Below are 21,202 nucleotides of genomic sequence, written 5' to 3' on the forward strand. Positions count from 1 at the left end.
GGGACATGCTTTAAAAAAAGCCCTCCGTTAACTGGAAGGCGAATCAAAAATTTCATTATTATATAGGATTTTTTTTGACGGAATAGTAAATGTATCAATCATCGTGATATTGTTTCGTTTTACATAACCTTTTGCCAATTCGTATCCGACCGCGTAGCCCAACATAAAAGGCACTCCTCTTCTCCCAAATAAGAGTTCATCATGTTCACGGTCTCTTCGGGTTAGTTGAAAATTAGGTTCATACATTTGCTTCAAATCCCTTTTCAATTTCTCTTTCGTATATAGTTTTGTCCATGGTGCTAAGTATTCTGATCCACAACTGTTAAGTACAGCCAGCTCAGCAAATCCTTCAAAAAGAATTGAATCAAGCAAAGTATAATCTTTTTCATTCTTTCTAAGTTTGCTTAATCTTGCGCAATGATGATATTCATGAACAAAAAGGGCTTCTAATTCCTTTTCATTTAGCCCTTCAGAAATAAAAAGGAACAATTTATTATGAAATGCCAACCCTGAACGACCGTTGTTCCGCCGTCTAAGTAAAGAATTTTGTTGGTTGATTGGAAATATATATATATCCACAGCTGGACCTTTCCATTTTCTACGATATTTTAAGTATATTTTGTTTATTTTCGCCCAAACTTCCTCTTCTTTTAGCCTATTTAAGATGTGAAATGCATTACGTGATGGCCTATACATACCGAATTGTGTTAAGTACTCATAAAAGTCTTCCGCATCCTGTACTTCCGGCTTAGCCATCTTTCCCATTTCCCAAGGCTGATTAAAGTGATTCTCAAGCCATTTATCGGTTTCAATTACCCCCATAATTACCGCCTCCTTTTGTTATGTTATTAAACAATAAAGAGGGAGGTACATGATATTTATAAGAATACACGTAAAAAAGAAAACACGTCTTATGAAGATCGTGTTTTCCCATTTTCAGTCTAGCTTCAGCGCCTATCGACTAGCAAACTTCTTGCCATTTTCGCTTGCGTAGTCAAAATCGGCTCGTCCCTCGCCGTGTTTCCTTTATCGCAAGTCTTAGGCCGAAAAAGTAACGTCGACTAAAAACCGCCACGTCCTTATGTCTTCGTCGACAGACCCACATCCTGTGGGCCTGTACGTCGATAAACAAGCGCTTATGCTTTTGGTATTATTCATATTTTTTGAATGCAATTGTAGCGTTATGTCCGCCAAATCCTAGTGAATTGCTTAGGACTGCCTTAATATCAGCTTTTCTTGCTTCATTTACAACATAATCGAGATCACAGTCTGGATCTGGTGTTTCATAATTCATTGTTGGTGGAAGTATTCCTTCTTTTAATGCTAATACAGAGAAAATAGCTTCAACTCCACCTGCAGCCCCCAGAAGATGTCCAGTCATCGATTTTGTGGAACTCATCGCTAATTTATAAGCATGATCCCCAAAAACTTCTTTTACAGCCATTGTTTCATATTTATCATTATATGGAGTACTTGTACCATGAGCATTAATATAATCAATATCTTCCGGTACAAGTCCCGCATCTTGAATGGCGATTTTCATAGCACGCACTCCGCCTTCACCACCTGGTGCAGGCGCCGTAATATGATGAGCGTCACCAGTTGAACCATAGCCCACAATTTCTGCATAAATATGGGCTCCACGACTTAAAGCATGCTCGAGTTCTTCAAGAACAACGATTCCGGCCCCTTCTCCAATAACAAAACCATCACGGTTCAAGTCAAATGGTCTGCTTGCTGTTTCTGGATCAGGATTTGTAGATAAAGCAGTATTTGCACAGAATCCCGCCACAGACATACGAGTAATTGGCGCTTCAGCTCCTCCAGCAATCATTGCGGTAGCATCTCCGCGCTGGATAACTTTAAAGGCGTCTCCGATAGAATTCGTTCCTGTCGCACATGCAGTTACTGTACAAGAGTTGACACCTTTTGCTCCAAGATAGATTGAAATCTGCCCTGTAGCCATGTCTGGAATCATCATTGGAACAAAAAACGGACTTACACGGCGATATCCTCTTTTTTGGAATACTTCAAACTGATTTTCGAAAGTTTCCAAACCGCCAATCCCTGAACCTACCCAGACCCCAATTTGATCAGCATTTGAATCATCAATTTTTAATTCGGCATCTTTAACCGCCATCATTGCAGCAGCTACAGCATAATGAGTAAAGCGATCCATTTTCCGAGCTTCTTTTCTTTCGACATAGTTTTCAATATCAAAACCTTTTACTTCTGCAGCAACTTTTGCTGAATATTCATCAGGGTTCAATCTTGTTAATGGTCCTACTCCTGATTTACCTGCTAATACATTTTTCCATGTTGCAGCTGCATCATTACCAAGTGGTGATACAGCACCAATTCCTGTTACTACAACTCTTTTTTTCATTTTTTACCAGCTCCTTTAAATAAAAAAAGAAGGTTTAAAAATTATTATAGTCCCCATTTCATGGCAATGGCTCCCCATGTTAATCCACCGCCAAAGCCAACCATAACAATTATATCATCATCTTTAATTTTTCCAGCTTCCAATTCATCAGCAAGCGCAATAGGGATAGATGCTGACGATGTGTTTCCGTATTTATGAATTGTTTTGGACATCTTTTCTTCTGGTAGGTCAAGCCTCTGCCTAGCAGCTTCCATAATTCTAATATTAGCCTGATGTGGAATTAGAAAGTCAACATCGTCTTTTGAAAGACCTGCTTTTTCTAACACATTTACGGATGATTCTCCCATCTGTCTTACAGCAAATTTAAAAACTTCTCTACCATTCATCATAATGAATTGTTCTTGATAAAGATAGTTGCCACCAGATCCATCTGCACCCAATTCAAACGAAAGTATACCCCTGCCTTCCGAAACTGGTCCTAATACTGCAGCACCTGCTCCATCACCAAATAAAACGGCAGTGTTACGGTCATTCCAATCCGTAATTTTTGAAAGCTTTTCAGCTCCAACAATTAAAATATGTTTATATGCACCATTTTCGATAAATTGTTTTGCTGTGGCAATTCCGTACATAAAGCCTGCACACGCAGCACTAAGATCCATTGCGGCAGCCTTAGTACAACCTAATCTAGCTTGAAGCATACACGATACAGTAGGAAATGGCCGATCTGGGGTAACTGTTGCAACCAAAATCATATCAATATCTTCAGGTGATAATCCTGCATTTTCTATTGCATTTTTAGCAGCTACATACGCCATATCAGCTGTATCTACATCATCGGCGGCGATTCTTCTCTCTTCGATGCCTGTCCGTGTCCTGATCCATTCGTCAGAAGTATCCATCATTTTTTCCATATCTCGATTCGTTAAGATCTTTTCAGGAACATATTTTCCAACTCCGATTATTCCAGCACCCATGTAGCTAATCCCTACCTTCATTGAATAAAAATTATTATCATATATTAAGACTTGGTGCTAATTATAACATCAGGCGGAATTCTTGTAAATTGGGATTAATTTAATTTGATTGGATCGATTTCCATCATTATGTATTTTAAGCGTACTTGTCCAGTCATTCTCCTTTCCTTATATTACTTACATTTTAGCCCAAGACCCAATTACTGAAAAGTAAAATAGTAATAACATTATTACTATATATATAGTTCATCTGTATTTTTCTCTACATGCTCAATTATTCCTCTCGTTATATTAGATGATGCGATTTCCATTTTCCTCCACTTTTTATCCAAGCTAGAATTTAAAAAGAGAAAAGCATCCTCCTTGTTTAATTCATTATTAAGAATACAATATTCGACGAGGTTCATTCCTCTTTCCCGTATTTCACTTTTAAGGTTTTCAATATTGGAACAAAAATTAGAATTTCGTTTATCTATGGCAGGTGGTTGAATAAATACAAAAGTTGATTGTTTATATGTTTCATCTAGTGCAAGTGTTTTTATTATGCGTATAAAATGTGTATGAATATCAGGAAAGTCATTGGAATAAAAGTCAGTTAGTGGAATAATAAAATAGTGTATGGGCTCATTGATTTTTTTTATACAATTTTCTTCTAATTGTTCATATTGTAAATTGGCATTTCTACCAATGAATAACCACTTTTCTTCATGTTCCTCGTTCTGCCATTCGGCAAAATCCTTCGCAAATACTTTATATCCTTTCTCAAGCAATTGAACGCAAAATTCATAGCCAAGAAACTGTCTTGCTCCGAATACTACAGCAGATTTCAAATCATCCATCTCCTTTCTAATATCCCTTATTACATCCTATGCAAATGCCAAAGAGTATAACCAAAATCACAGAATTATCACTTTTACATTACTAATATGTATGGTATGATTTTATAGGTATATCCATGGAGTGAATTACTTTACATAAACTTCATTTTGAATTGGGGTGAACGATTTATGAAATATGTATGGGGATTTATTTGGACTTTTCTTCTCATCCAAATGTTGACGTATGTTGCAGGTTCAATGTTATCCGTTCCTTATGACTTTAAAACTGGAAGCATATTAGGAATTGGTGCATTTATATTAATGGTCATTGTCACTGCAGTATTACCTACGGTTACTAATGTTGAGGAACATTAATTATAATAAACGGGAAAGGTGTCACAGCACCTTTCCCGTTTTTATTTTTGTACAGATATGGATAGTTCTTCATTTTCCTCATTAATTACTATTGTATCATATGGATGAACATGTCCAGCAATCATTTCCTTTGCCAGCTTAGTTTCTATATGACTTTGTAAAAATCTTTTTAACGGACGAGCGCCGTACACTGGATCATAAGCTGCTCGAGCAACAAACTCTTTTGCTTGCTCAGATATTTTTAAATATATATTTTGTTCTATCAAACGGCGCTGTAATTCTTCTGCCAGCTTACCTACTATGCCTTTGATGTTTTCCAAAGTAAGTGGCTTAAACAGTATTATATCATCCACTCTGTTTAAAAATTCAGGCTTAAACGCTGCACGGAGTTGCCCCATAACGAGGTCTTTAGTTTGTTCATCAATATGTTCCTCATTTTTTTCACGTTCTAATAAAAATGCAGAGCCGATATTTGATGTCATAATGATTACTGTATTTTTAAAGTCAATTCGCCTTCCTTGGGAATCTGTAATTCTACCGTCATCAAGCACTTGCAGTAAAATATTGAACACTTCAGGATGGGCCTTCTCAATTTCATCAAGTAAAATGACAGAATACGGTTTTCTTCTTACAGCTTCTGTAAGCTGTCCACCTTCTTCATATCCGACATATCCGGGAGGAGCACCTATTAATCTAGATACTGCATGTTTTTCCATATATTCAGACATATCAATCCTTATCATATGTTCTTCACTATCGAATAATGTTTCTGCTAACGCTTTAGCAAGTTCAGTTTTACCGACTCCTGTAGGACCAAGAAAAATAAATGAACCGATTGGACGGTTTGGATCCTTAATTCCCGCTCTGGCACGCAGTACTGCATTGCTAACAAGTTCAACCGCTTCATCTTGACCAATTACTCGTTTATGCAAAATACTTTCAAGTCTTAAAAGCTTTTCCCGCTCTCCTTCGACTAGCTTCATGACGGGAATTCCAGTCCATCGTGAGACAATATCTGCTATTTCATCTTCAGTTACTTCTTCTTTTACTAAGCGATTTTCATCTTCTTGATGCTGCTGTAAGTTTATTTCCAAATCCTTTAATTCTTTTTCAACTGCTGGAATTTTCCCATGGCGAAGTTCGGCTGCTCGATTTAAATCATACTGATTTTCTGCATCTTCCAATTCTCTGCGCAGTTTCTCTAATTTTTCTCGCTTCTCTTTAATTTGTAAAATTTCATCTTTCTCCGACTGCCATTTAGCCCTCATCTCATTGGCCTTCTCTTTTAAATCGGCCAAATCCTTTTGAAGAATTTCAAGCCTTGCTTTACTCGCTTCATCTTCTTCTTTTTGAAGTGCGGCCTCTTCGATTTCCAGTTGCATGACTCTCCTTGTTATTTCATCCAATTCACTGGGCATAGAATCAATTTCAACACGAATATTTGCGCAAGCTTCATCAACGAGGTCAATTGCCTTATCCGGTAAAAAACGATCTGTAATATACCGATCAGACAAAGTGGCAGATGCAACAAGCGCCCTATCATGTATATTTACTCCATGGTGAATTTCAAAACGTTCTTTCAAACCGCGCAATATGGAGATCGTGTCTTCTACAGATGGTTCAGGAACTAATACTTTTTGAAATCTTCTTTCAAGGGCAGGATCCTTTTCAATATACAAACGATATTCATCCAAAGTAGTAGCACCGATGCAATGCAGCTCTCCCCTTGCGAGCATCGGTTTCAGCATATTGCCTGCATCCATCGACCCTTCCGCTTTTCCAGCCCCAACAATCGTATGGATTTCATCTATAAATAGAAGTATTTTTCCTTCGCTCTTTTTAATTTCCTGTAAAACAGCTTTCAGCCTTTCTTCGAATTCTCCTCGAAATTTTGCACCTGCAATCAACGCACCCATATCTAATGCAAAAATGGTTTTATCCTTTAATCCCTCTGGTACATCCTTCCTAACTATACGTTGTGCAAGCCCTTCAACAATAGCCGTTTTCCCTACTCCCGGTTCCCCAATTAGAACAGGGTTGTTTTTTGTTTTGCGAGATAATATCCGAATGACATTTCTAATTTCATTATCCCTGCCAATGACTGGATCCACTTTGCCGGATTTTACTTCAGAGACAAGATCTCGCCCGTACTTTTCTAATACTTCATATGTAGCTTCTGGATTTTGTGACACCACACGCTGTCCCCCTCTCACTTTTTCAATTTCTGTACGTAATTTTTGTTTTGTCATTCCATGTTGAACTAAAAAAATCGTAAGTTCACTTCTTTTCTGATCCATTAACGCTAGTGCAAAGTGTTCGACTGATAAATATTCATCTTTGAATGATTCCTTTTCTTTCTCTGCATTGTTCATGAGATTTTGCATATCTAAACTGAGATATTGCCCACCTTTAATTCCTGATCCTGTCACTTGTGGCATTTTTTCAATTAATTGATGTATTTCGTGCTGAAGAGTACTTTTTCCTAGTCCTGCATGTTCATATAAATTATTGAGCAAACTATCATTTCTATCTGATAAAGCTTTCCAAACGTGAACAATATCAATTTCAGGGTGATTGAGCCTAATCGCCGTTTGCTGAGCTTCAGCAAATGCTTCCTGCATGGTCATCGTCATTTTGCTTAAATCCATTGGCGCACCTCCTTACAAATATTAAAAATAGCGGAAAGCTTCTTTATTTCAAGGAGCATTCCGCTATATATTTTCCCTAATTTATACCCTAATAACGCGGCGTTCCTTTATCATCATGTTACGCCAAGAGCAATTTTCGCATATCGTGACATTTTATCCTTCGTCCAAGGCGGATTCCAAACAATGTCGACTTCCGTTTGTTTTACTTCAGGTAAATCTGCTAAAGCTGCCTGAACTTGATCAACAATAACAGGGGCAAGTGGGCAGCCCATAGATGTTAATGTCATCGTAACTTTCGCAATGCCTTCATCATTTAGGTCAACATCATAGACTAAACCAAGGTTTACTATATCAATCCCCAGCTCGGGGTCGATCACTTGTTCAAGAGCACCATATATATTCTCTTTTAAAGCCTCATCCATTTGAACACACTCCTTTTCAAAATAAATTGCTTCTCTTCCTATCATACCAAACATGGTAAAAAAACAAACTGAAATGATTTCATTTTTCAAGCAAATATTTCTCAAACCAGGCGACTGTTTCCAATAAACCTTCCCTGCTCACTTTATGATCTGCCTCTTCATCAACGATAAATTTTAAGTAAGATGGATTATGTTCATATTCTTTCTTTATCTTTTCATAAAAAGTATATGTAGGCCCAAATGGCACAACTGGATCTTTTTTTCCATGCCAGAACATAAGTGGTCTATCTCTAAGTTTTTCCGGTTGGTTACTAAGATCAAATTTCTGCAAACTAGCGTACATTTCTTCCAATTCCTTATTTGAAAAAGACAAACTAGGATTAACTTTTTGCAGATGATCAATCTGAGCTCGAGCAAACGCTTCGTAATGGGGACTCCCCATTAGGGATACAGCGGCTTTTATCCATTCATATTGAGTTAATGCCCCTAATGTGACAATTCCACCCATTGATGTACCCGCTAAGCCTATGTTTGCGGGATCAGCTATTCCCCTATTCACAAAATAATCTTTTATCAAATCTAATTCAGTTACCGTATTAATTACGATATCCCAAAAATGATACATAATTTCATCATCACTATGACCGGCGCTTCTTTCTCCATGAAACTTCGCTTCCGGCAACACAACACGAAAGCCTGATTCTGCTAAAAGGTACGCATAATGAAGATTATGCTCTTTCGCAGAAGTAAACCCATGGACAAAAAAAATAAGTGGTAGCATCTTTTCTTCGTTTCCGCTTTTTACGACATGTAGTAACGGAATGTCATTTGCTTTTTCGTTCCTTATTTCAATCATGATGCTATCCCCTTTTCCCTAAATTCTTTTCCTATTTATTTTAGCACTCCCTTTTGGCTAATTTCAAAAAATTGCACTGAACTGCCAATTCTTTCACGGGTTTTTCACTGGTCTTTGACAAACAATAACTTAGAACGTAAAGACGTTCCTTTCCAATTCTATATAGGGGTGATACGTGTGGGTAAAAAAAGTAAATCCAAACGTTTTGTCCAACATGGCAAAAACTCTGTAGAAAAACATGCAGAACGTTTTCCATATCGTTCGACCTTTGCAGAAGCGGAATTGAAAAGAAATGATGAATCTCTAGGGGGTATTTAGTAGTGGGAAACAGACTCTTCCAAGAAGCACGAGATTTTGTTGAACACGCTGAAGAACTCTTCCTTACAGGAGGTTCAAATGAAGAAAAAGAACAGGCCTTGCAAGTAGCGAAGAACGCCCTTTCCTCTGCTTATGCCAATACGACGTTCGCCGAGCAAGAGCAGCTTCGTGAATACCAACAGGTCCTTGATCGTTTAAAATAAATCGTTGAAACGGGAGTGCTTATGCTCCCGTTTCTATTTATTCTTTCCTAAAAAAACCAAATACTGCAGATGTTTGGACTATATTAGTAAACGCCTTTGGATCAACGTTTTTTACAATTAGTTCAAGCTCATATAATTCATAACGAGTAATTACAATCATCATCATTTCTTTTTCCTCATTGGAAAAAGCCCCTTTCACAGGCACTAATGTTATCCCCCTCACCATTCGTGCGTGGATTGCTTCTTTTAGTTCACGTGATTTTTTCGTTACGATCATGGCTGTTAATTTCTGATGACGCGTATGAATCGCATCAATTACCCTTGTAGAAGCGTATAAAGACACTAGTGTATATAGAGCTTTATCCCATCCATAAATTGCTCCTGCAGTTACAATGATGATCGCATTAATAATAAAGAAATAAATTCCTACCGGTTTATCTTTCATACGCGAAAGAACCATTGCGATGATATCTAATCCACCCGTTGAAGCTCCTACTCTTAAAGTAATACCAATTCCGACAGCAGCTATTACACCACCAAAAACGGCATAGAGCAAAATATCATTTGTTTCAGCTTTAATCGGAAAAATCTCTAAGAAAATAGTCATGAATAAGACAGAGATAAAACTATACATCGTAAAGGCTCTCCCGACTTTTAGCCATCCTAAAATCACTACGGGAATATTGAATAATAAAATGAGAATTCCTGTTGAAAAATGAATAGGCGTAAAATCCGTTAATATATTGGACACCAACTGTGCTGCCCCCGTAACCCCACTTGCATAAACTCCTGCTGGTATTAAAAAGTAATTCAAAGCTACAGCATTCAAAAATGCCCCAATTAGAACAGTTATCGTGATTTTAGTATGAGTCCAAATAGAAAATTGTTTTTTCACCATTTTTCCCCCTCCTTTTTCCTACAATAAAGTTAATAGAAGATTGTACTTTTCTTACAAAGTCGGTACACTTAAAATATAGGACAATTTTCTGAATAATCTTTTGCCGCATCATTATTACATTATTTTCCCACGAGAGGTGATTTTTATGTCAATTAAACTTTTTGCTGATAGTGCTTCAGATTTACCGTTATCTTTTTTTCAAGAAAATGACGTTCAATTAATTCCGCTTCAAGTACATATTGATCAAGATGAATATAAAGATTTACTAACCATTCAGCCAAAAAAAGTGTATGAAGAAATACGAGCAGGAAAAATGCCAAAAACATCACAAGTTTCACCACAACTATTCGAAGAATTATTTACAAATTTGGCGAAATCAGGAGAATCAGGAATCTATATTGCATTTTCATCTGAACTATCAGGGACGTATCAAACTGCTGTGATGATACGAGAGCAAGTACTAGAAGAATACCCTGATTTAGACTTAACAATCATTGATTCCAAATGTGCTTCTTTAGGCTATGGTCTAACAGTAATATCAGCAGTCGAACAACTAAAAAGTGGCGTTTCAAAAGAAGATTTAATTCACATTATTACATTTCAATGCGGACATATGGAACATTTATTTACAGTGGAAGATTTAGATTTCTTAGCAAGAGGTGGACGACTTTCGAGAGCATCCGCTTTTCTAGGAGGGTTGCTAAACATTAAGCCACTTCTACATGTCGAGGAAGGAAAACTCGTTCCAATCGAAAAAATTCGGGGTAAGAAAAAACTTATTAAAAGAATTCTCGATGTAATGGAAGAACGGGGTGCTGATCTCAGTAACCAAACAATCGGGATAAGTCATGGGGATGATGAAGAAACAGCTTTAGAAGTGAAAAAAATGATCGAAGAAAGATTTGGAACTAAAAACTTTTCCGTTAACATTATCGGGTCTGTCATTGCAGCTCATGCTGGACCAGGAACATTAGCCATTTTTTTCTTAAATAAGAAGCAAGCATAATATTTTTTCTCAACGTTCGGGGATACTACTCAGTAAACCCCATTTAGAAAGGAGAAAATATAATGCGCTATAATACATCTGATAATGATAAGAAGCCTAGAGACAATCAAGCCGCGCGAGAAGAAAAGAATCTTTTGAGAGAGAAAAATCTGCAAGCTGGAAAATCTAAATATTCAAAGAAAACTGACCATCTTTAAATCTTTTTGCCCATTCTTTCTAACCTTGTTGGAACGTTGCAAATCAACTATAATGAGGGAAAATGACGCAACGGAGGTAGAAAATGGCTAAAGAAAATTCTTTTGATGTTGTTTCTAAAGTTAATTTGTCAGAAGTAAATAATGCAATTAATATTGCTTTGAAAGAAATTCAAACTCGCTATGATTTTAAAGGGAGTAAAAGTGACATTAAATTAGAAAATGAAGAAGTTGTACTAATTTCCGATGATGATTTTAAAATGTCACAATTAAAAGATGTATTTATTAGCAAATTAATTAGAAGAGAAGTTCCTGTTAAAAACCTTGATTATGGGAAAATGGAAAATGCATTTGGCGGCACAGTCCGCCAACGTGCAAAGATTGTACAGGGCATAGATAAGGAGAATGCTAAAAAAATCAACAATCTCATTAAAAATAGTGGGCTAAAAGTTAAAAGCCAGGTTCAAGATGATCAAATTAGGGTTACCGGGAAGAATCGAGACGATTTGCAGCAGATTATCAGTGCAATACGTTCCGCCGAGCTCCCGATTGAAGTTCAATTTGTAAACTATATATAGGTAAAAATCAAAGTGCCTGTCCATCGACGTCGCCACAGGATGTGGGCGTTTTTAGTCGACGTTCCTTTTTTGGCCCAGGACTTGCGATAAAGGAAACACGACGAGGGACGCGTCTGGCTTCCTACGCAAGCGAAAAGGACAAAAAGTTTGCTAGTCAATAGGCAATGGAGCTAGACGAATCTATTTCTTGATAAGTTATCCACGGAGTTCTTGATTATCGATTTTTAAAAAAGAATAAAAAATAAGCGAACGGGTATATCAATGATATGCCCGTTCTTTATTTTTTATCAAAGGAGTGATCACATGAGTAATGAAAAACAAACAATGCCAAAGCAAAAACAATTACAACAGCCGGGTTTGGAAACATTAATGAACCCCGAGCCTGAATCGATTAAGTCAACTTATAAGGGTTGTGGAAAGTTAGAAGGCAAAGTCGCCATTGTTACTGGTGGAGATAGCGGTATAGGTAAATCTGTTGCGCTTCATTTTGCAAAAGAAGGGGCCGACGTTGCCATTTGTTATCTTGAAGAAGATCAAGATGCGGAAAATACAAAACAGCTAATCGAAAATGAGGGTAGAAAATGTTTATTGATACGCGGTGATCTTGGACGAGCTCAGCATTGCATAGATGTTGTTGAACAAGTAATGGGCAATTTTGGTAAAATAGATATACTTGTTAACAACGCGGCCGAACAATATCCACAAAAAAGCCTTCTAGAAATTACCGAAGCTCAACTTGAAAAAACATTTCGCACGAATATATATGCCTATTTCTTTTTGACGAAAGCAGTCCTACCTCACTTGCAAGCTGGAAGTTCCATCATTAATACTGCGTCTATTACGGCTTATGCTGGAAGCCCCGAGTTGCTGGACTATTCAGCGACAAAAGGGGCGATTGTATCTTTTACTAGATCCTTATCAAAATCACTTGCCGAACAACGCATTCGAGTCAATGGAGTAGCACCAGGTCCTATTTGGACACCTCTCATCCCTGCTACGTTTGACGCAGAAAAGGTAAGTAAATTTGGTGGAACCCAGCCATTAGGTCGTCCTGGACAACCTTCTGAACTAGGTCCTGGATATGTTTATCTAGCATCTGATGATTCAAGCTATGTCACCGGTCAAATGCTTCATATTAATGGCGGAGAAGTAATCAACGGATAAGACTATAATAGAAATAGGCTAAAAAAATGAAACCGCTCAGCTATGGCGGTTTCATTTTTTATTTTTGTGGATTCAGCTTTTTACCGCGTTTCCACGTTATATACATAAAGAGAACGAATAAACCAAATACAGCGAAAATCGATAAAATAAATGGTATATTATAACCACTTTTTTCTGTTACTTTATAAATTCCCGCAGTTTCTCTTTCTAAAACAATATGGTAATCACCATTTTCATCAATTCGAATGAGATCCGTATCAAGTAAGCCGCGAAGTTCTTTATTTTTTTCAACTTTTTCTTCTGGAATAATAACTTTTTGGTCTGCACTTGTATTATTAATAGCTACTACAACTATTTCTGAATGATACTGTCGTTTAAAAACTGTCATTCCATCTTTTTCATATAATAACTCTATCGTCCCTCTTGAAAGTGCCTTTTGATGCTTTCTGACTGCTCCCAAATCGGATATATAATCAATGATGTCCTTTTCGGTTCTGAAATTCATCATTGGTGTATTATTAGGTGATTCGCCTCCATTTACTGCAATTTCAGTCGCATAATAAACAACTGGAATTTCAGGTTGTGTATACAAATATGCAAGGGCCAGTTTCCACCTTGTTACTGGGTAAGTGTTATTGCTTACCATTTCTCGAGTAAATCTATCAGTATTCTGATTGTCAAAAAAAGCTTCTTTTAGTCCATCACTCATATCTTGTTCACGTGTTGTAAATAATGCCGTAGATGGAACATCAGGTTTAGAAATCGCATCTCGAAGAGGTTCGACTAAGGATACATTTGACATACTTGTAAATCCAGCTTGAAAATATTCGTTCATCTCTTCGCCACTCAAATTTAAAGCTGCACCTGCTATGTAAAAGTCATCTTTCACGTTCAAAATATTAGAAGTGACTTCTTTCCAAAATTCTAACGGCTTTGTCTTAATATTTGTCATTTTAAATCCATCTATATTTGTTTCTGTAATCCACCAATCTGCTATATCAACAATATCTTTGGCGCTCATTTCTTTTTGAATGGGAAATTCCAAAATAATTCGGATATCTTTTTTATGAGAACGGTCAACCAATTGTTTTAAATCTTCAATTGATCCAAAGTGTTCATTTATTTTATAGTAATCATTAACCCACTCACCATGATAGCCACCATCTTTATTTTCAAAAATAGGTGAAAGCTGTATAGCCGTAAAATTCATTTCCTGTAAATAGTCTAATTTATCTATAATTCCTTTAAAATCTCCACCTTGATAGCTAAGAGGATCCTTTAAGTTCACACCAGAATCATTTCCATAATCACCATTATAAAAACGATCAACCATTAAAGAATAAATAATTTCATCTTGCCATGATCGTTCCTTTTGTTCATCAGCATGAACAGTAATAGTGGAAAAGAGAAAAAGTGAAATCAATAATAAGCTTAACGCTTTTTTAAACAATTTTTTTGCCTCCTGACAATGTAAAACAAGACTTAATGATATAGCTTTGACATTCAATCTGCTTTATAATACCATTCCTCAAATTTTTTTGGCGGCATCGGTTTTTCAATTAAGTATCCCTGTATATAATCGCATTTCAGCTGTTTCAGTAAAGTGAATTGTTCTTTTGTCTCTACTCCTTCAGCTACGACATTCAATCCCAAACCATGCCCCATCGTCATGATGGCATTTACAATCGCATATTCCGGGGAATCTGTTTTAATATGATTAATAAACGAGCGATCAATTTTCAATCTATGGATAGGCAATTGTTTTAAATAGCTTAATGAAGAATATCCCGTTCCGAAATCGTCGATGGAAATGTTAACACCTAATTCATTTAATATATGCATCGTATTAATTGCATCCATTGTATGGTTTAGCATGGCACTTTCTGTTAGTTCCAGATGCAGATATTTTGCGTCAAGTTTTGAGTAATCAAGTGCTGCCTTCACCTCTTCTATAAAATGCCGATTCTGGAATTGAAATGCTGAAACATTTACCGAAACACTTAAATCTTTCAAGCCTTTTTCTTGCCACTTCTTCGTTTGCTTGCAAGCATTTTTTAAGACCCAGTTTCCAAATGAATGAATCAATCCTATTTCTTCTGCTATTGGAATAAATTGCATCGGCGGAATTAGTCCATACTCGGAGTGGTCCCATCTGAGCAATGCTTCACAAGTAGATAATTTGCCTGTTTTTACATCGATAATTGGCTGATAGGCAATAAAAAACTCGTTGTTTTCTAGTGCTTTTCGTAAACTTCGCTCAATCTCTATTCTTTGCCATGTCTCTTTATTCATTTCCCCAGCGAAAAAAACGATCGAGCTCCCGCCTTGTTGTTTTGCGCGATTCAATGCTGCATCTGCATTCTTCAGTAATTCTACATTTTCAGTGCCATCCGATGGATAAGAGCTAATTCCAATACTTGCCGACACGTACAACTCTTGATTTTCAAAGTGCAATGGCATTTGAATCGATTGCAAGATATCTTGTCCAATCTCCATTGCTACATCGGATTTCGTTCCTTCAGGCAAAATAATTGAAAATTTATCACCGCTAAACCTTCCTAAATAAGCTAATTTTGGAATAACTGATGAAATTCTTTTAGCTAGTACTTTTAATACTTTATCTCCTGACTTGTGCCCGAGCATATCATTTACCGTTTTAAAACGGTCCAAATCTAAAAACATGACTAAAAAATGGTCATTTCCTTTTTTCGCCTTTTTAACCCTTTTTTGAAGAGTTTCATCAAATTTCAGGCGATTAGGAAGGCCTGTATCTTCATCGAAATAGGCGATTCTCTCCATTTTCTTCTCTATTTTTCGTTGTTTTGTAATATTCCGTCCTATAACAAAGATTTCAACTGTCTTATTTCGAACGGTGATTGGAATCATATGCATGATAAAAGTTGCTATTTCGCCTGTTTTCACTTTAATATTGAGCTCAAATTGAACAGGTATTCCCCTAACAGCTCGTATGAAATATCTTTTAATTGGAATTTCTTTTGATGAAACATATGTAAGTGCCGTTTCTTCCTTTAATTCATCCATTCCTAATGCGAATGTATCTTTAAAAGCTTCATTCACACTTGTAAAGCATCCCTTTAAATCAGTAGTGAAGATAATATCAGGAATACCTTCAACAATTGAATAAAAGTATTCTTTTATTTCATCATATTTTTTAGACAAATTTATATATTGATTAGTTGCTAGATTAAGTAAATCGGCCATTTGCGAGTCATTTTCGGAATGATCGCTTTTTTCATTAATGATTGACCCAGCTATCGATCCATATTGATTAAATGTCAAAGAAGCTTCTTCTTCATTTGTTGAATTTACTATTATAAAAACGGAATTTGGTAAGAAATTTAGAAGAAACCTCTTTAATTGATTGATTTCTGTACGCGGCCAATCTGGTAAATACGACTTGATAACGAATAATTCATTGCTTGAGAAATTATTCATGTTCATAAAACTAAGTAAATCATTTTTGTCTTTATATATGTAGGTATATGACTTAATCAAATTGCCTTTCACCACCGCTATCATTTTCGACATAATCAGGCATTATCCTATCTTTATTTTAATGAAGAATTGCCTGAAAGTCATTAAAAGAAAAATGTAAAAACCAATTAGTATGGCTTTTACATTTATTAATACATTTTATTAAGCAAACCAGTTCCAGTTCAACGGTAGTTTTGCACCTAAATAGAATGTAATCACAAAAGAAATAATTAAAATTGACCAGAATACCCCAGTTTTTTTATCTAGCTTCAAACGGATTAGAACCATTTCCATCATGGCAATAACGATTACTCCAAAAAGGAACTTTACTCCATATAAAGCTGGGTCAAAGCTGCTATGTCTTGCAAATAATGTTATTCCTGTAGCAATAATTAATAAATAAAAGACACGTAATATCATTTGTACTATTTTCGTTGCTTTTTTGTTTCCTGCTTTGTGCAACAAGACAGCAGTAATGAATAATATGATGGCAATTGCCCACGTTGTAATATGTGCATGTGTATTATCAAACATATAAACTTCCTCCTTAATTGGTCTCAAGAATTAGTGTACGCTTTTCTTTATACAGTCCTAGTTGGCAATATTTCTCTCATCTTACCATAAATTACATAGACTCCACAGCTATAATGTTTCTATTTCACAATATTGTTCAATTTGCCTATACCCTCTACTTCTATTTCTATTACATCCCCTTGCTTTAAAAATCTTGGCGGCTTAAAGCCCTTTCCAACCCCTGCCGGAGTGCCAGTTGCAATAATATCACCTGGCTCAAGTGTCATTCCTTGCGAAAGGACGGAAATAACCTCTTCAACTGGAAAAATAAAATGCTCAGTATTTGAGTTTTGACGAATTTCTCCATTCACCTTTGTTGTAATATGTAAACGATTTGGGTTGCTAATTTCATCACTGTAGACAATCCATGGACCCATTGGACATGATGCATCAAGACTTTTCCCTATAAAAAATTGTTTATGGCGCTGTTGGATGTCTCTTGCGGTCACATCATTTAAAATGGTATAACCGAACACATAGTCCAGTGCATCTTGTTGAGATATGTTTTTGCCTTTTTTGCCAATGACTAAAGCTAATTCACCTTCATAATCCAATTGTTCCGTAATTTTTGAGTGGGCATCAATATGATCATTATGACCAATAACCGTTGTGGGCGCCTTTGTAAATACCATGACATGTTCTGGTATGTCCGCTTCACTGCCCATCTCAATGGCATGCTCCCGATAATTTTTACCAACACACATAATATTTTTTGTAGGTTTTGGAATTGGAGGCAACCATGTTATTTCAGAAAGTGGGATGAAATACGATTCGTTGTCCGCATTTTTCCCCCATTCTATTAATTTCTCAACTCTATTTATAAACTGCTCACTTTCCACAATCCCTTCGAGTAATGATACGGGGCACAATATCCCACTATCTTTGGAAATAGAAATAAGATCCCATACACTTGACTTTTCAATATCAACTACGCCGAATCTTTCCTCACTTTTTAATTTAAATGACACGAATTTCATTTTTTTCGCTCCGTTCTCCCTTTTGTCTCCCATATGTTAAAATTCTCCACAATTTTTCTACCGGACCGTGCTTAAACTTTGCTAACCACATTTCCGCAATAATAACTTGAATAACGTAAATTGCAAAAGCAAGCAGAGTACCGGTTGCCATCGACATTTGACCATATAGGCCAAGTCCATAATTGTAAAAGATAAGTGTACCGATAATAGACTGGCTTAAGTAAATGGTGATGGACATTCTTCCAGCAGATGCGATTGGTTTTAATAATTTTCCTATGAGATTATATGACATGAGCAGGACAATGATTGCTATGTAAGCTATCCCTAGTAATGGTCCTCCAATCATGTCCTGAATATATTGAATGCTTATAGATGGTTCAATCAATAACGGCAGTAATTTTACAACTAATCCTATTGGCAAACTTATAGTTAGAATGGTTATCCACTTTTTTCTTTGATCATTCGCCTTTTGCAGCCATTTCAATTTAGCCGCACCAGCGCCAAGCAACATTAAAGGTAATATCATAAAAAGATATAGAAAAAATTCTGCTGGTCCATTACCCATTGACCAATCAGCGATACGTTGCATTGTAATCTCCCAAAATGACCCGTTCGCATAAATTTCAGATGACTGCTGTAAATTCACAATGTCAACGAAATCAGCAAGAGAGTCAGAACCAAATAAAGTAGAAAGCATAATTAAGGCACCATAAAACAGCTGTGGCAATAAATAAAGAATTCCGCCTAGCCCTAATAACATTGGACCTGACAATCTTAAAAATAAAAGTAAAATAAGTCCCATCGTCGCATACGTTATTAAAATGTCACCATACCATATCAAAAAGGCATGGAAAATCCCCAAAAACAATAATACAATTAATCGTCTAATACTAACCTTCCAAAAAGAAAAACCTTTTTCATTCAGCCGATCTTTCATGATGACCATTCCGTAGCCAAACATCATCGCAAATATGGGGTAAAAGCTTGCTTGAACAAATATATCCAGCCACATATAAAGGCGCGCATCATCGTATTGCCACCATTCATACGGATTATAATAACTCATTGGTGATTGAAAACTTATCATGTTAATCAGTAAAATTCCCAGCAATGAAAATCCTCTAAGTACGTCTAGAGTGTGAATACGCTCCTCCGGCCGAATTGGCCCCAACGATTGTTTCATAATTTCTCCATTCTCCCCTACATCCCTAATGTATCATTCATTATTGTAACTTCTAGGCCATTTAATCACAAATCCTTTCGCTTTTCATAAGATAAAGTATGATTGACTCAATAATATAAAGGATGTGAACGGCGATGCCAGCTTTTGTAGGTGCCGTTCAAGTTGTGAATATCTCATCGTCAGGTGTCTTTAACATAGGAGATGTATTTCAAATCCATCCCATATCTTCCACTAAGGTTTTTGCCGGAGCAGGATCATTTAATACGGCAGATCAAGTTAAAGTCATTAATGAATTATCTTCCACAAATACGTTTGACGCAGATTTGGTGGATCAAGGAATAGGATTTACATTATAAGTGTAATTGAATAATAGTAATGCCAGCAAAAGATACTTCCAATGGGAGGGACCATCATTGGTCATAAATGTTCAACAATCAATTCATATTCATATGATAAAGATTGGAGGAATTACAAACTCCTCTGTCCTACAAATTGGAACAACAGGAATTATTACAGAGGCTTCCAATTTATTTAATACAGGTGGTTTCACAGGCGCGGCTCCTTCCACAATTGCAGCAGAAAAGGAAACAGCTCTTGGTGAAGCAATCGAACATCCAATTCTCGTACCACTATAAAATCAAAAGGCGGAGATGACATGGATCTTACTTTATTTCTTAAACAATTACATGAGTATGTCGTTTGGCAACAACAGGAAATCAATCGCTTGCAAACAACCATGGCTCAATTATCCGCAGATATAAAAAAATTACAAGAAAAGCCTTCTGTAACCGTAGAAAGGCTGGAATACAAATTTGATCAATTAAAAGTGGAAACATTGGAGGGTACATTAAATATTGGGTTGAATCCAGCAGATTTGAATAATATCGATGATTTTTCTGCAGTACCGAATATGAGGGATAAAAAACCATCAGATAAGAACGATCAGATGAAAAAAGAAGTCCTTGAAAAATTAAATCAATATGTTGACCAACAATTGGAAACAATCATTCACGATTCAGAAAGCCAAATCGGCATTCAGTTAGAGGAATCCTATTTCAATTTAATAAAAGAAGACATACGTAAACAATTGCCGACACGCGCCGAACACTATCTTCACTTTTTCACTACAAGAACGGATGAGGAACTAACGAAAGAACAGCTCTTTGAAAAAATGTACAAAACAATTGTTGCTGATATAAACAATGGTGTTTACACCTTCATAGCACAAATGCCTCTTAATAGAAAGGAAGAAAAATAATCGCTATGGAACTCAATGTCATTAACCGGGAATTGAATGTTGGAGAAATACATGTGATCGGGGTAACGACGTCCTCATTGCTTTTAGTTGGCGATGCAAACACAATTCAACTAGCCTCTACATTTGACACACCAGCAGAATCTCTAATTATTGGACCATTTCAGCCTATTACTGTCCCCATTACTTCGGGGTGAGATAAATGTGGGGACGAAATTCGGTAGTTCAGCATATACTTGTTTATAGCATTCTTTCAGACGCAGTATTGGAACTAGGTGATTCTGTTCTAATACGGTCAGCAACCCAAGCCCTTGCGGTTCAACGTCAGCAAGAACTTTACCTTGGGAAGGAAGCAGATTACAAGCCGCGCATTTGGTTTGAGCAAATTCCACTCCCGCCACTTCCGATTCCCCCACCTTATATTAGAAAATATCACGAAAACCCTAATATACGTGTTGGAAGAATTTCCATAAAGGGGATATCCACAGCAAGCGTTGTACAAATCGGAAATACAGAACACGTTCATAAAGAGGCAAGGGTAGACCATATACGCCAGCTTACTGGTCAGGCGATGCACCCTAGAACGAAAGTAGAAGTACGAAGGGACTGATTTTAATGCCGGCTATAATAGGACCACTTCAAATTATTAATGTTGGCGGTGGAGTAGTTCATTTCGGGGATGTTGCGGTTATTTCACCGAAAAGTGCTTCCAAAACAAGTGAGGGATCGGGATCCGGTAATACCGGTGGATTTATTGTTACCTTAAATGGAGCTAGCGTAAATCCTGTTGTCGATTCAAACTTAGTTGATCAACCAACAATAGGAAATAATTAAAGCTGGGTCCAGTATTGGCTGACCCAGCTTTTCTATTATGGA

General features: G+C 36.6%; 26 protein-coding genes. 13 read left to right on the forward strand and 13 right to left on the reverse strand.

Annotated elements, in window-relative coordinates:
- Nucleotides 1–27 precede the first annotated feature (27 nt).
- The 4 genes from NQ185_RS04890 to NQ185_RS04905 form a co-directional block, all read right to left on the reverse strand.
- Nucleotides 28–822 (reverse strand): DUF2268 domain-containing putative Zn-dependent protease, encoded by a 795-nt coding sequence (locus NQ185_RS04890; protein WP_257580448.1) that lies wholly within the window; start codon nt 820–822, stop codon nt 28–30.
- 328 nt (nt 823–1,150) lie between these two features.
- Nucleotides 1,151–2,386 (reverse strand): beta-ketoacyl-ACP synthase II, encoded by a 1,236-nt coding sequence (gene fabF / locus NQ185_RS04895; RefSeq protein WP_257580449.1) that lies wholly within the window; start codon nt 2,384–2,386, stop codon nt 1,151–1,153.
- Nucleotides 2,387–2,430: 44 nt separating this feature from the next.
- Entirely contained in the window at nt 2,431–3,363 is a 933-nt protein-coding gene (locus tag NQ185_RS04900) for a beta-ketoacyl-ACP synthase III (protein ID WP_257580451.1), read from the reverse strand.
- A 233-nt stretch (nt 3,364–3,596) separates the two neighbouring features.
- Nucleotides 3,597–4,193 (reverse strand): hypothetical protein, encoded by a 597-nt coding sequence (locus tag NQ185_RS04905; protein ID WP_257580452.1) that lies wholly within the window; start codon nt 4,191–4,193, stop codon nt 3,597–3,599.
- 177 nt (nt 4,194–4,370) lie between these two features.
- Between NQ185_RS04905 and NQ185_RS04910 the strand changes: the two genes are divergently transcribed.
- Nucleotides 4,371–4,556, forward strand: coding sequence for a YjzD family protein (locus NQ185_RS04910; protein WP_257580454.1), 186 nt, complete (start codon nt 4,371–4,373; stop codon nt 4,554–4,556).
- A 41-nt stretch (nt 4,557–4,597) separates the two neighbouring features.
- Here the strand turns inward: NQ185_RS04910 and clpB are convergent, their stop codons facing one another.
- From clpB to NQ185_RS04925, 3 genes are all read right to left on the reverse strand, one after another.
- Nucleotides 4,598–7,204 (reverse strand): ATP-dependent chaperone ClpB, encoded by a 2,607-nt coding sequence (gene clpB / locus NQ185_RS04915; protein ID WP_257580455.1) that lies wholly within the window; start codon nt 7,202–7,204, stop codon nt 4,598–4,600.
- A gap of 113 nt (nt 7,205–7,317) precedes the next feature.
- Entirely contained in the window at nt 7,318–7,626 is a 309-nt protein-coding gene (locus tag NQ185_RS04920; RefSeq protein ID WP_257580456.1) for a metal-sulfur cluster assembly factor, read from the reverse strand.
- Nucleotides 7,627–7,705: 79 nt separating this feature from the next.
- Nucleotides 7,706–8,482, reverse strand: coding sequence for a prolyl oligopeptidase family serine peptidase (locus NQ185_RS04925; protein ID WP_257580457.1), 777 nt, complete (start codon nt 8,480–8,482; stop codon nt 7,706–7,708).
- A gap of 177 nt (nt 8,483–8,659) precedes the next feature.
- On the opposite strand from NQ185_RS04925, the gene NQ185_RS04930 reads away from it, so the two are divergent.
- Together NQ185_RS04930 and NQ185_RS04935 are read left to right on the forward strand one after the other, a co-directional pair.
- Nucleotides 8,660–8,800 (forward strand): competence protein, encoded by a 141-nt coding sequence (locus NQ185_RS04930; RefSeq protein WP_257580458.1) that lies wholly within the window; start codon nt 8,660–8,662, stop codon nt 8,798–8,800.
- A gap of 2 nt (nt 8,801–8,802) precedes the next feature.
- A complete protein-coding gene (locus NQ185_RS04935) occupies nt 8,803–9,003 on the forward strand; it encodes a DUF3813 domain-containing protein (RefSeq protein ID WP_257580459.1) in 201 nt (66 codons plus the stop codon).
- A gap of 37 nt (nt 9,004–9,040) precedes the next feature.
- Here NQ185_RS04935 and NQ185_RS04940 read toward each other — a convergent pair whose 3' ends face one another.
- A complete protein-coding gene (locus NQ185_RS04940) occupies nt 9,041–9,901 on the reverse strand; it encodes a YitT family protein (RefSeq protein WP_257580461.1) in 861 nt (286 codons plus the stop codon).
- A 145-nt stretch (nt 9,902–10,046) separates the two neighbouring features.
- On the opposite strand from NQ185_RS04940, the gene fakB reads away from it, so the two are divergent.
- The 4 genes from fakB to NQ185_RS04960 all read left to right on the forward strand — a co-directional run bounded on the left by fakB (nt 10,047) and on the right by NQ185_RS04960 (nt 12,843).
- On the forward strand, nt 10,047–10,907 hold the full coding sequence (gene fakB / locus NQ185_RS04945) for a DegV family protein (protein ID WP_257580462.1): 861 nt from the start codon (nt 10,047–10,049) through the stop codon (nt 10,905–10,907).
- Between the two features lie 62 nt (nt 10,908–10,969).
- Complete coding sequence (locus NQ185_RS04950) at nt 10,970–11,104, forward strand: DUF3941 domain-containing protein (RefSeq protein WP_257580463.1); 135 nt, start codon at nt 10,970–10,972, stop codon at nt 11,102–11,104.
- Between the two features lie 83 nt (nt 11,105–11,187).
- Nucleotides 11,188–11,679, forward strand: a complete 492-nt coding sequence (locus tag NQ185_RS04955; RefSeq protein ID WP_257580464.1) for a YajQ family cyclic di-GMP-binding protein — start codon at nt 11,188–11,190, stop codon at nt 11,677–11,679.
- Nucleotides 11,680–11,982: 303 nt separating this feature from the next.
- On the forward strand, nt 11,983–12,843 hold the full coding sequence (locus NQ185_RS04960) for an SDR family oxidoreductase (RefSeq protein WP_257580465.1): 861 nt from the start codon (nt 11,983–11,985) through the stop codon (nt 12,841–12,843).
- Between the two features lie 58 nt (nt 12,844–12,901).
- On the opposite strand, the gene NQ185_RS04965 is transcribed toward NQ185_RS04960, so the two are convergent.
- The 5 genes from NQ185_RS04965 to NQ185_RS04985 all read right to left on the reverse strand — a co-directional run bounded on the left by NQ185_RS04965 (nt 12,902) and on the right by NQ185_RS04985 (nt 19,071).
- Nucleotides 12,902–14,293 carry an alpha-amylase family glycosyl hydrolase gene (locus tag NQ185_RS04965; RefSeq protein ID WP_257580466.1) on the reverse strand — a complete coding sequence of 464 codons (1,392 nt, stop codon included), beginning with the start codon at nt 14,291–14,293 and terminating at the stop codon, nt 12,902–12,904.
- Nucleotides 14,294–14,346: 53 nt separating this feature from the next.
- A complete protein-coding gene (locus tag NQ185_RS04970; RefSeq protein WP_257580467.1) occupies nt 14,347–16,392 on the reverse strand; it encodes an EAL domain-containing protein in 2,046 nt (681 codons plus the stop codon).
- A 108-nt stretch (nt 16,393–16,500) separates the two neighbouring features.
- Nucleotides 16,501–16,872, reverse strand: coding sequence for a YisL family protein (locus NQ185_RS04975; protein WP_257580468.1), 372 nt, complete (start codon nt 16,870–16,872; stop codon nt 16,501–16,503).
- 119 nt (nt 16,873–16,991) lie between these two features.
- Nucleotides 16,992–17,888, reverse strand: a complete 897-nt coding sequence (locus NQ185_RS04980) for a fumarylacetoacetate hydrolase family protein (RefSeq protein ID WP_257580469.1) — start codon at nt 17,886–17,888, stop codon at nt 16,992–16,994.
- Entirely contained in the window at nt 17,869–19,071 is a 1,203-nt protein-coding gene (locus tag NQ185_RS04985; RefSeq protein ID WP_257580470.1) for a DUF418 domain-containing protein, read from the reverse strand. The genes NQ185_RS04980 and NQ185_RS04985 overlap by 20 nt, the downstream gene beginning before the upstream one ends.
- A gap of 134 nt (nt 19,072–19,205) precedes the next feature.
- Here NQ185_RS04985 and NQ185_RS04990 point away from each other — a divergent pair, with 134 nt between their 5' ends.
- The 6 genes from NQ185_RS04990 (at nt 19,206) to NQ185_RS05015 (ending at nt 21,160) form a co-directional block, all read left to right on the forward strand.
- Nucleotides 19,206–19,427: a spore germination protein gene (locus NQ185_RS04990; protein ID WP_257580471.1), complete on the forward strand. Its 222-nt coding sequence runs from the start codon at nt 19,206–19,208 to the stop codon at nt 19,425–19,427.
- Nucleotides 19,428–19,520: 93 nt separating this feature from the next.
- Complete coding sequence (locus NQ185_RS04995; RefSeq protein WP_373370780.1) at nt 19,521–19,706, forward strand: spore germination protein GerPB; 186 nt, start codon at nt 19,521–19,523, stop codon at nt 19,704–19,706.
- 20 nt (nt 19,707–19,726) lie between these two features.
- A complete protein-coding gene (gene gerPC, locus NQ185_RS05000) occupies nt 19,727–20,329 on the forward strand; it encodes a spore germination protein GerPC (RefSeq protein ID WP_257580473.1) in 603 nt (200 codons plus the stop codon).
- Between the two features lie 5 nt (nt 20,330–20,334).
- Nucleotides 20,335–20,523, forward strand: coding sequence for a spore germination protein GerPD (locus tag NQ185_RS05005; protein WP_257580474.1), 189 nt, complete (start codon nt 20,335–20,337; stop codon nt 20,521–20,523).
- Nucleotides 20,524–20,528: 5 nt separating this feature from the next.
- Nucleotides 20,529–20,936: a spore germination protein GerPE gene (locus NQ185_RS05010; protein ID WP_257580475.1), complete on the forward strand. Its 408-nt coding sequence runs from the start codon at nt 20,529–20,531 to the stop codon at nt 20,934–20,936.
- A gap of 5 nt (nt 20,937–20,941) precedes the next feature.
- Nucleotides 20,942–21,160: a spore germination protein gene (locus NQ185_RS05015; RefSeq protein ID WP_257580476.1), complete on the forward strand. Its 219-nt coding sequence runs from the start codon at nt 20,942–20,944 to the stop codon at nt 21,158–21,160.
- The last annotated feature ends 42 nt before the right edge of the window (nt 21,161–21,202 follow it).

This window comes from Lederbergia panacisoli (genome assembly GCF_024626525.1).
Lineage (GTDB): Bacteria > Bacillota > Bacilli > Bacillales > Bacillaceae_C > Lederbergia > Lederbergia panacisoli.

What these genes read in the sequence shown, in the direction of transcription:
- NQ185_RS04990 (WP_257580471.1), top strand. Translation starts at nt 19,206, where the DNA reads ATGCCAGCTTTTGTAGGTGCCGTTCAAGTTGTGAATATCTCATCGTCA.
- NQ185_RS04940 (WP_257580461.1), bottom strand. Translation starts at nt 9,901, where the DNA reads ATGGTGAAAAAACAATTTTCTATTTGGACTCATACTAAAATCACGATA.
- NQ185_RS04900 (WP_257580451.1), bottom strand. Translation starts at nt 3,363, where the DNA reads ATGGGTGCTGGAATAATCGGAGTTGGAAAATATGTTCCTGAAAAGATC.
- NQ185_RS04995 (WP_373370780.1), top strand. Translation starts at nt 19,521, where the DNA reads ATGATAAAGATTGGAGGAATTACAAACTCCTCTGTCCTACAAATTGGA.
- NQ185_RS04975 (WP_257580468.1), bottom strand. Translation starts at nt 16,872, where the DNA reads ATGTTTGATAATACACATGCACATATTACAACGTGGGCAATTGCCATC.
- NQ185_RS04920 (WP_257580456.1), bottom strand. Translation starts at nt 7,626, where the DNA reads ATGGATGAGGCTTTAAAAGAGAATATATATGGTGCTCTTGAACAAGTG.
- NQ185_RS04910 (WP_257580454.1), top strand. Translation starts at nt 4,371, where the DNA reads ATGAAATATGTATGGGGATTTATTTGGACTTTTCTTCTCATCCAAATG.
- NQ185_RS04960 (WP_257580465.1), top strand. Translation starts at nt 11,983, where the DNA reads ATGAGTAATGAAAAACAAACAATGCCAAAGCAAAAACAATTACAACAG.
- NQ185_RS04970 (WP_257580467.1), bottom strand. Translation starts at nt 16,392, where the DNA reads ATGTCGAAAATGATAGCGGTGGTGAAAGGCAATTTGATTAAGTCATAT.
- NQ185_RS05015 (WP_257580476.1), top strand. Translation starts at nt 20,942, where the DNA reads ATGCCGGCTATAATAGGACCACTTCAAATTATTAATGTTGGCGGTGGA.
- NQ185_RS04950 (WP_257580463.1), top strand. Translation starts at nt 10,970, where the DNA reads ATGCGCTATAATACATCTGATAATGATAAGAAGCCTAGAGACAATCAA.
- fabF (WP_257580449.1), bottom strand. Translation starts at nt 2,386, where the DNA reads ATGAAAAAAAGAGTTGTAGTAACAGGAATTGGTGCTGTATCACCACTT.
- NQ185_RS04985 (WP_257580470.1), bottom strand. Translation starts at nt 19,071, where the DNA reads ATGAAACAATCGTTGGGGCCAATTCGGCCGGAGGAGCGTATTCACACT.
- clpB (WP_257580455.1), bottom strand. Translation starts at nt 7,204, where the DNA reads ATGGATTTAAGCAAAATGACGATGACCATGCAGGAAGCATTTGCTGAA.
- NQ185_RS04955 (WP_257580464.1), top strand. Translation starts at nt 11,188, where the DNA reads ATGGCTAAAGAAAATTCTTTTGATGTTGTTTCTAAAGTTAATTTGTCA.
- NQ185_RS05010 (WP_257580475.1), top strand. Translation starts at nt 20,529, where the DNA reads ATGTGGGGACGAAATTCGGTAGTTCAGCATATACTTGTTTATAGCATT.
- fakB (WP_257580462.1), top strand. Translation starts at nt 10,047, where the DNA reads ATGTCAATTAAACTTTTTGCTGATAGTGCTTCAGATTTACCGTTATCT.
- NQ185_RS04890 (WP_257580448.1), bottom strand. Translation starts at nt 822, where the DNA reads ATGGGGGTAATTGAAACCGATAAATGGCTTGAGAATCACTTTAATCAG.
- NQ185_RS05005 (WP_257580474.1), top strand. Translation starts at nt 20,335, where the DNA reads ATGGAACTCAATGTCATTAACCGGGAATTGAATGTTGGAGAAATACAT.
- NQ185_RS04980 (WP_257580469.1), bottom strand. Translation starts at nt 17,888, where the DNA reads ATGAAATTCGTGTCATTTAAATTAAAAAGTGAGGAAAGATTCGGCGTA.
- gerPC (WP_257580473.1), top strand. Translation starts at nt 19,727, where the DNA reads ATGGATCTTACTTTATTTCTTAAACAATTACATGAGTATGTCGTTTGG.
- NQ185_RS04925 (WP_257580457.1), bottom strand. Translation starts at nt 8,482, where the DNA reads ATGATTGAAATAAGGAACGAAAAAGCAAATGACATTCCGTTACTACAT.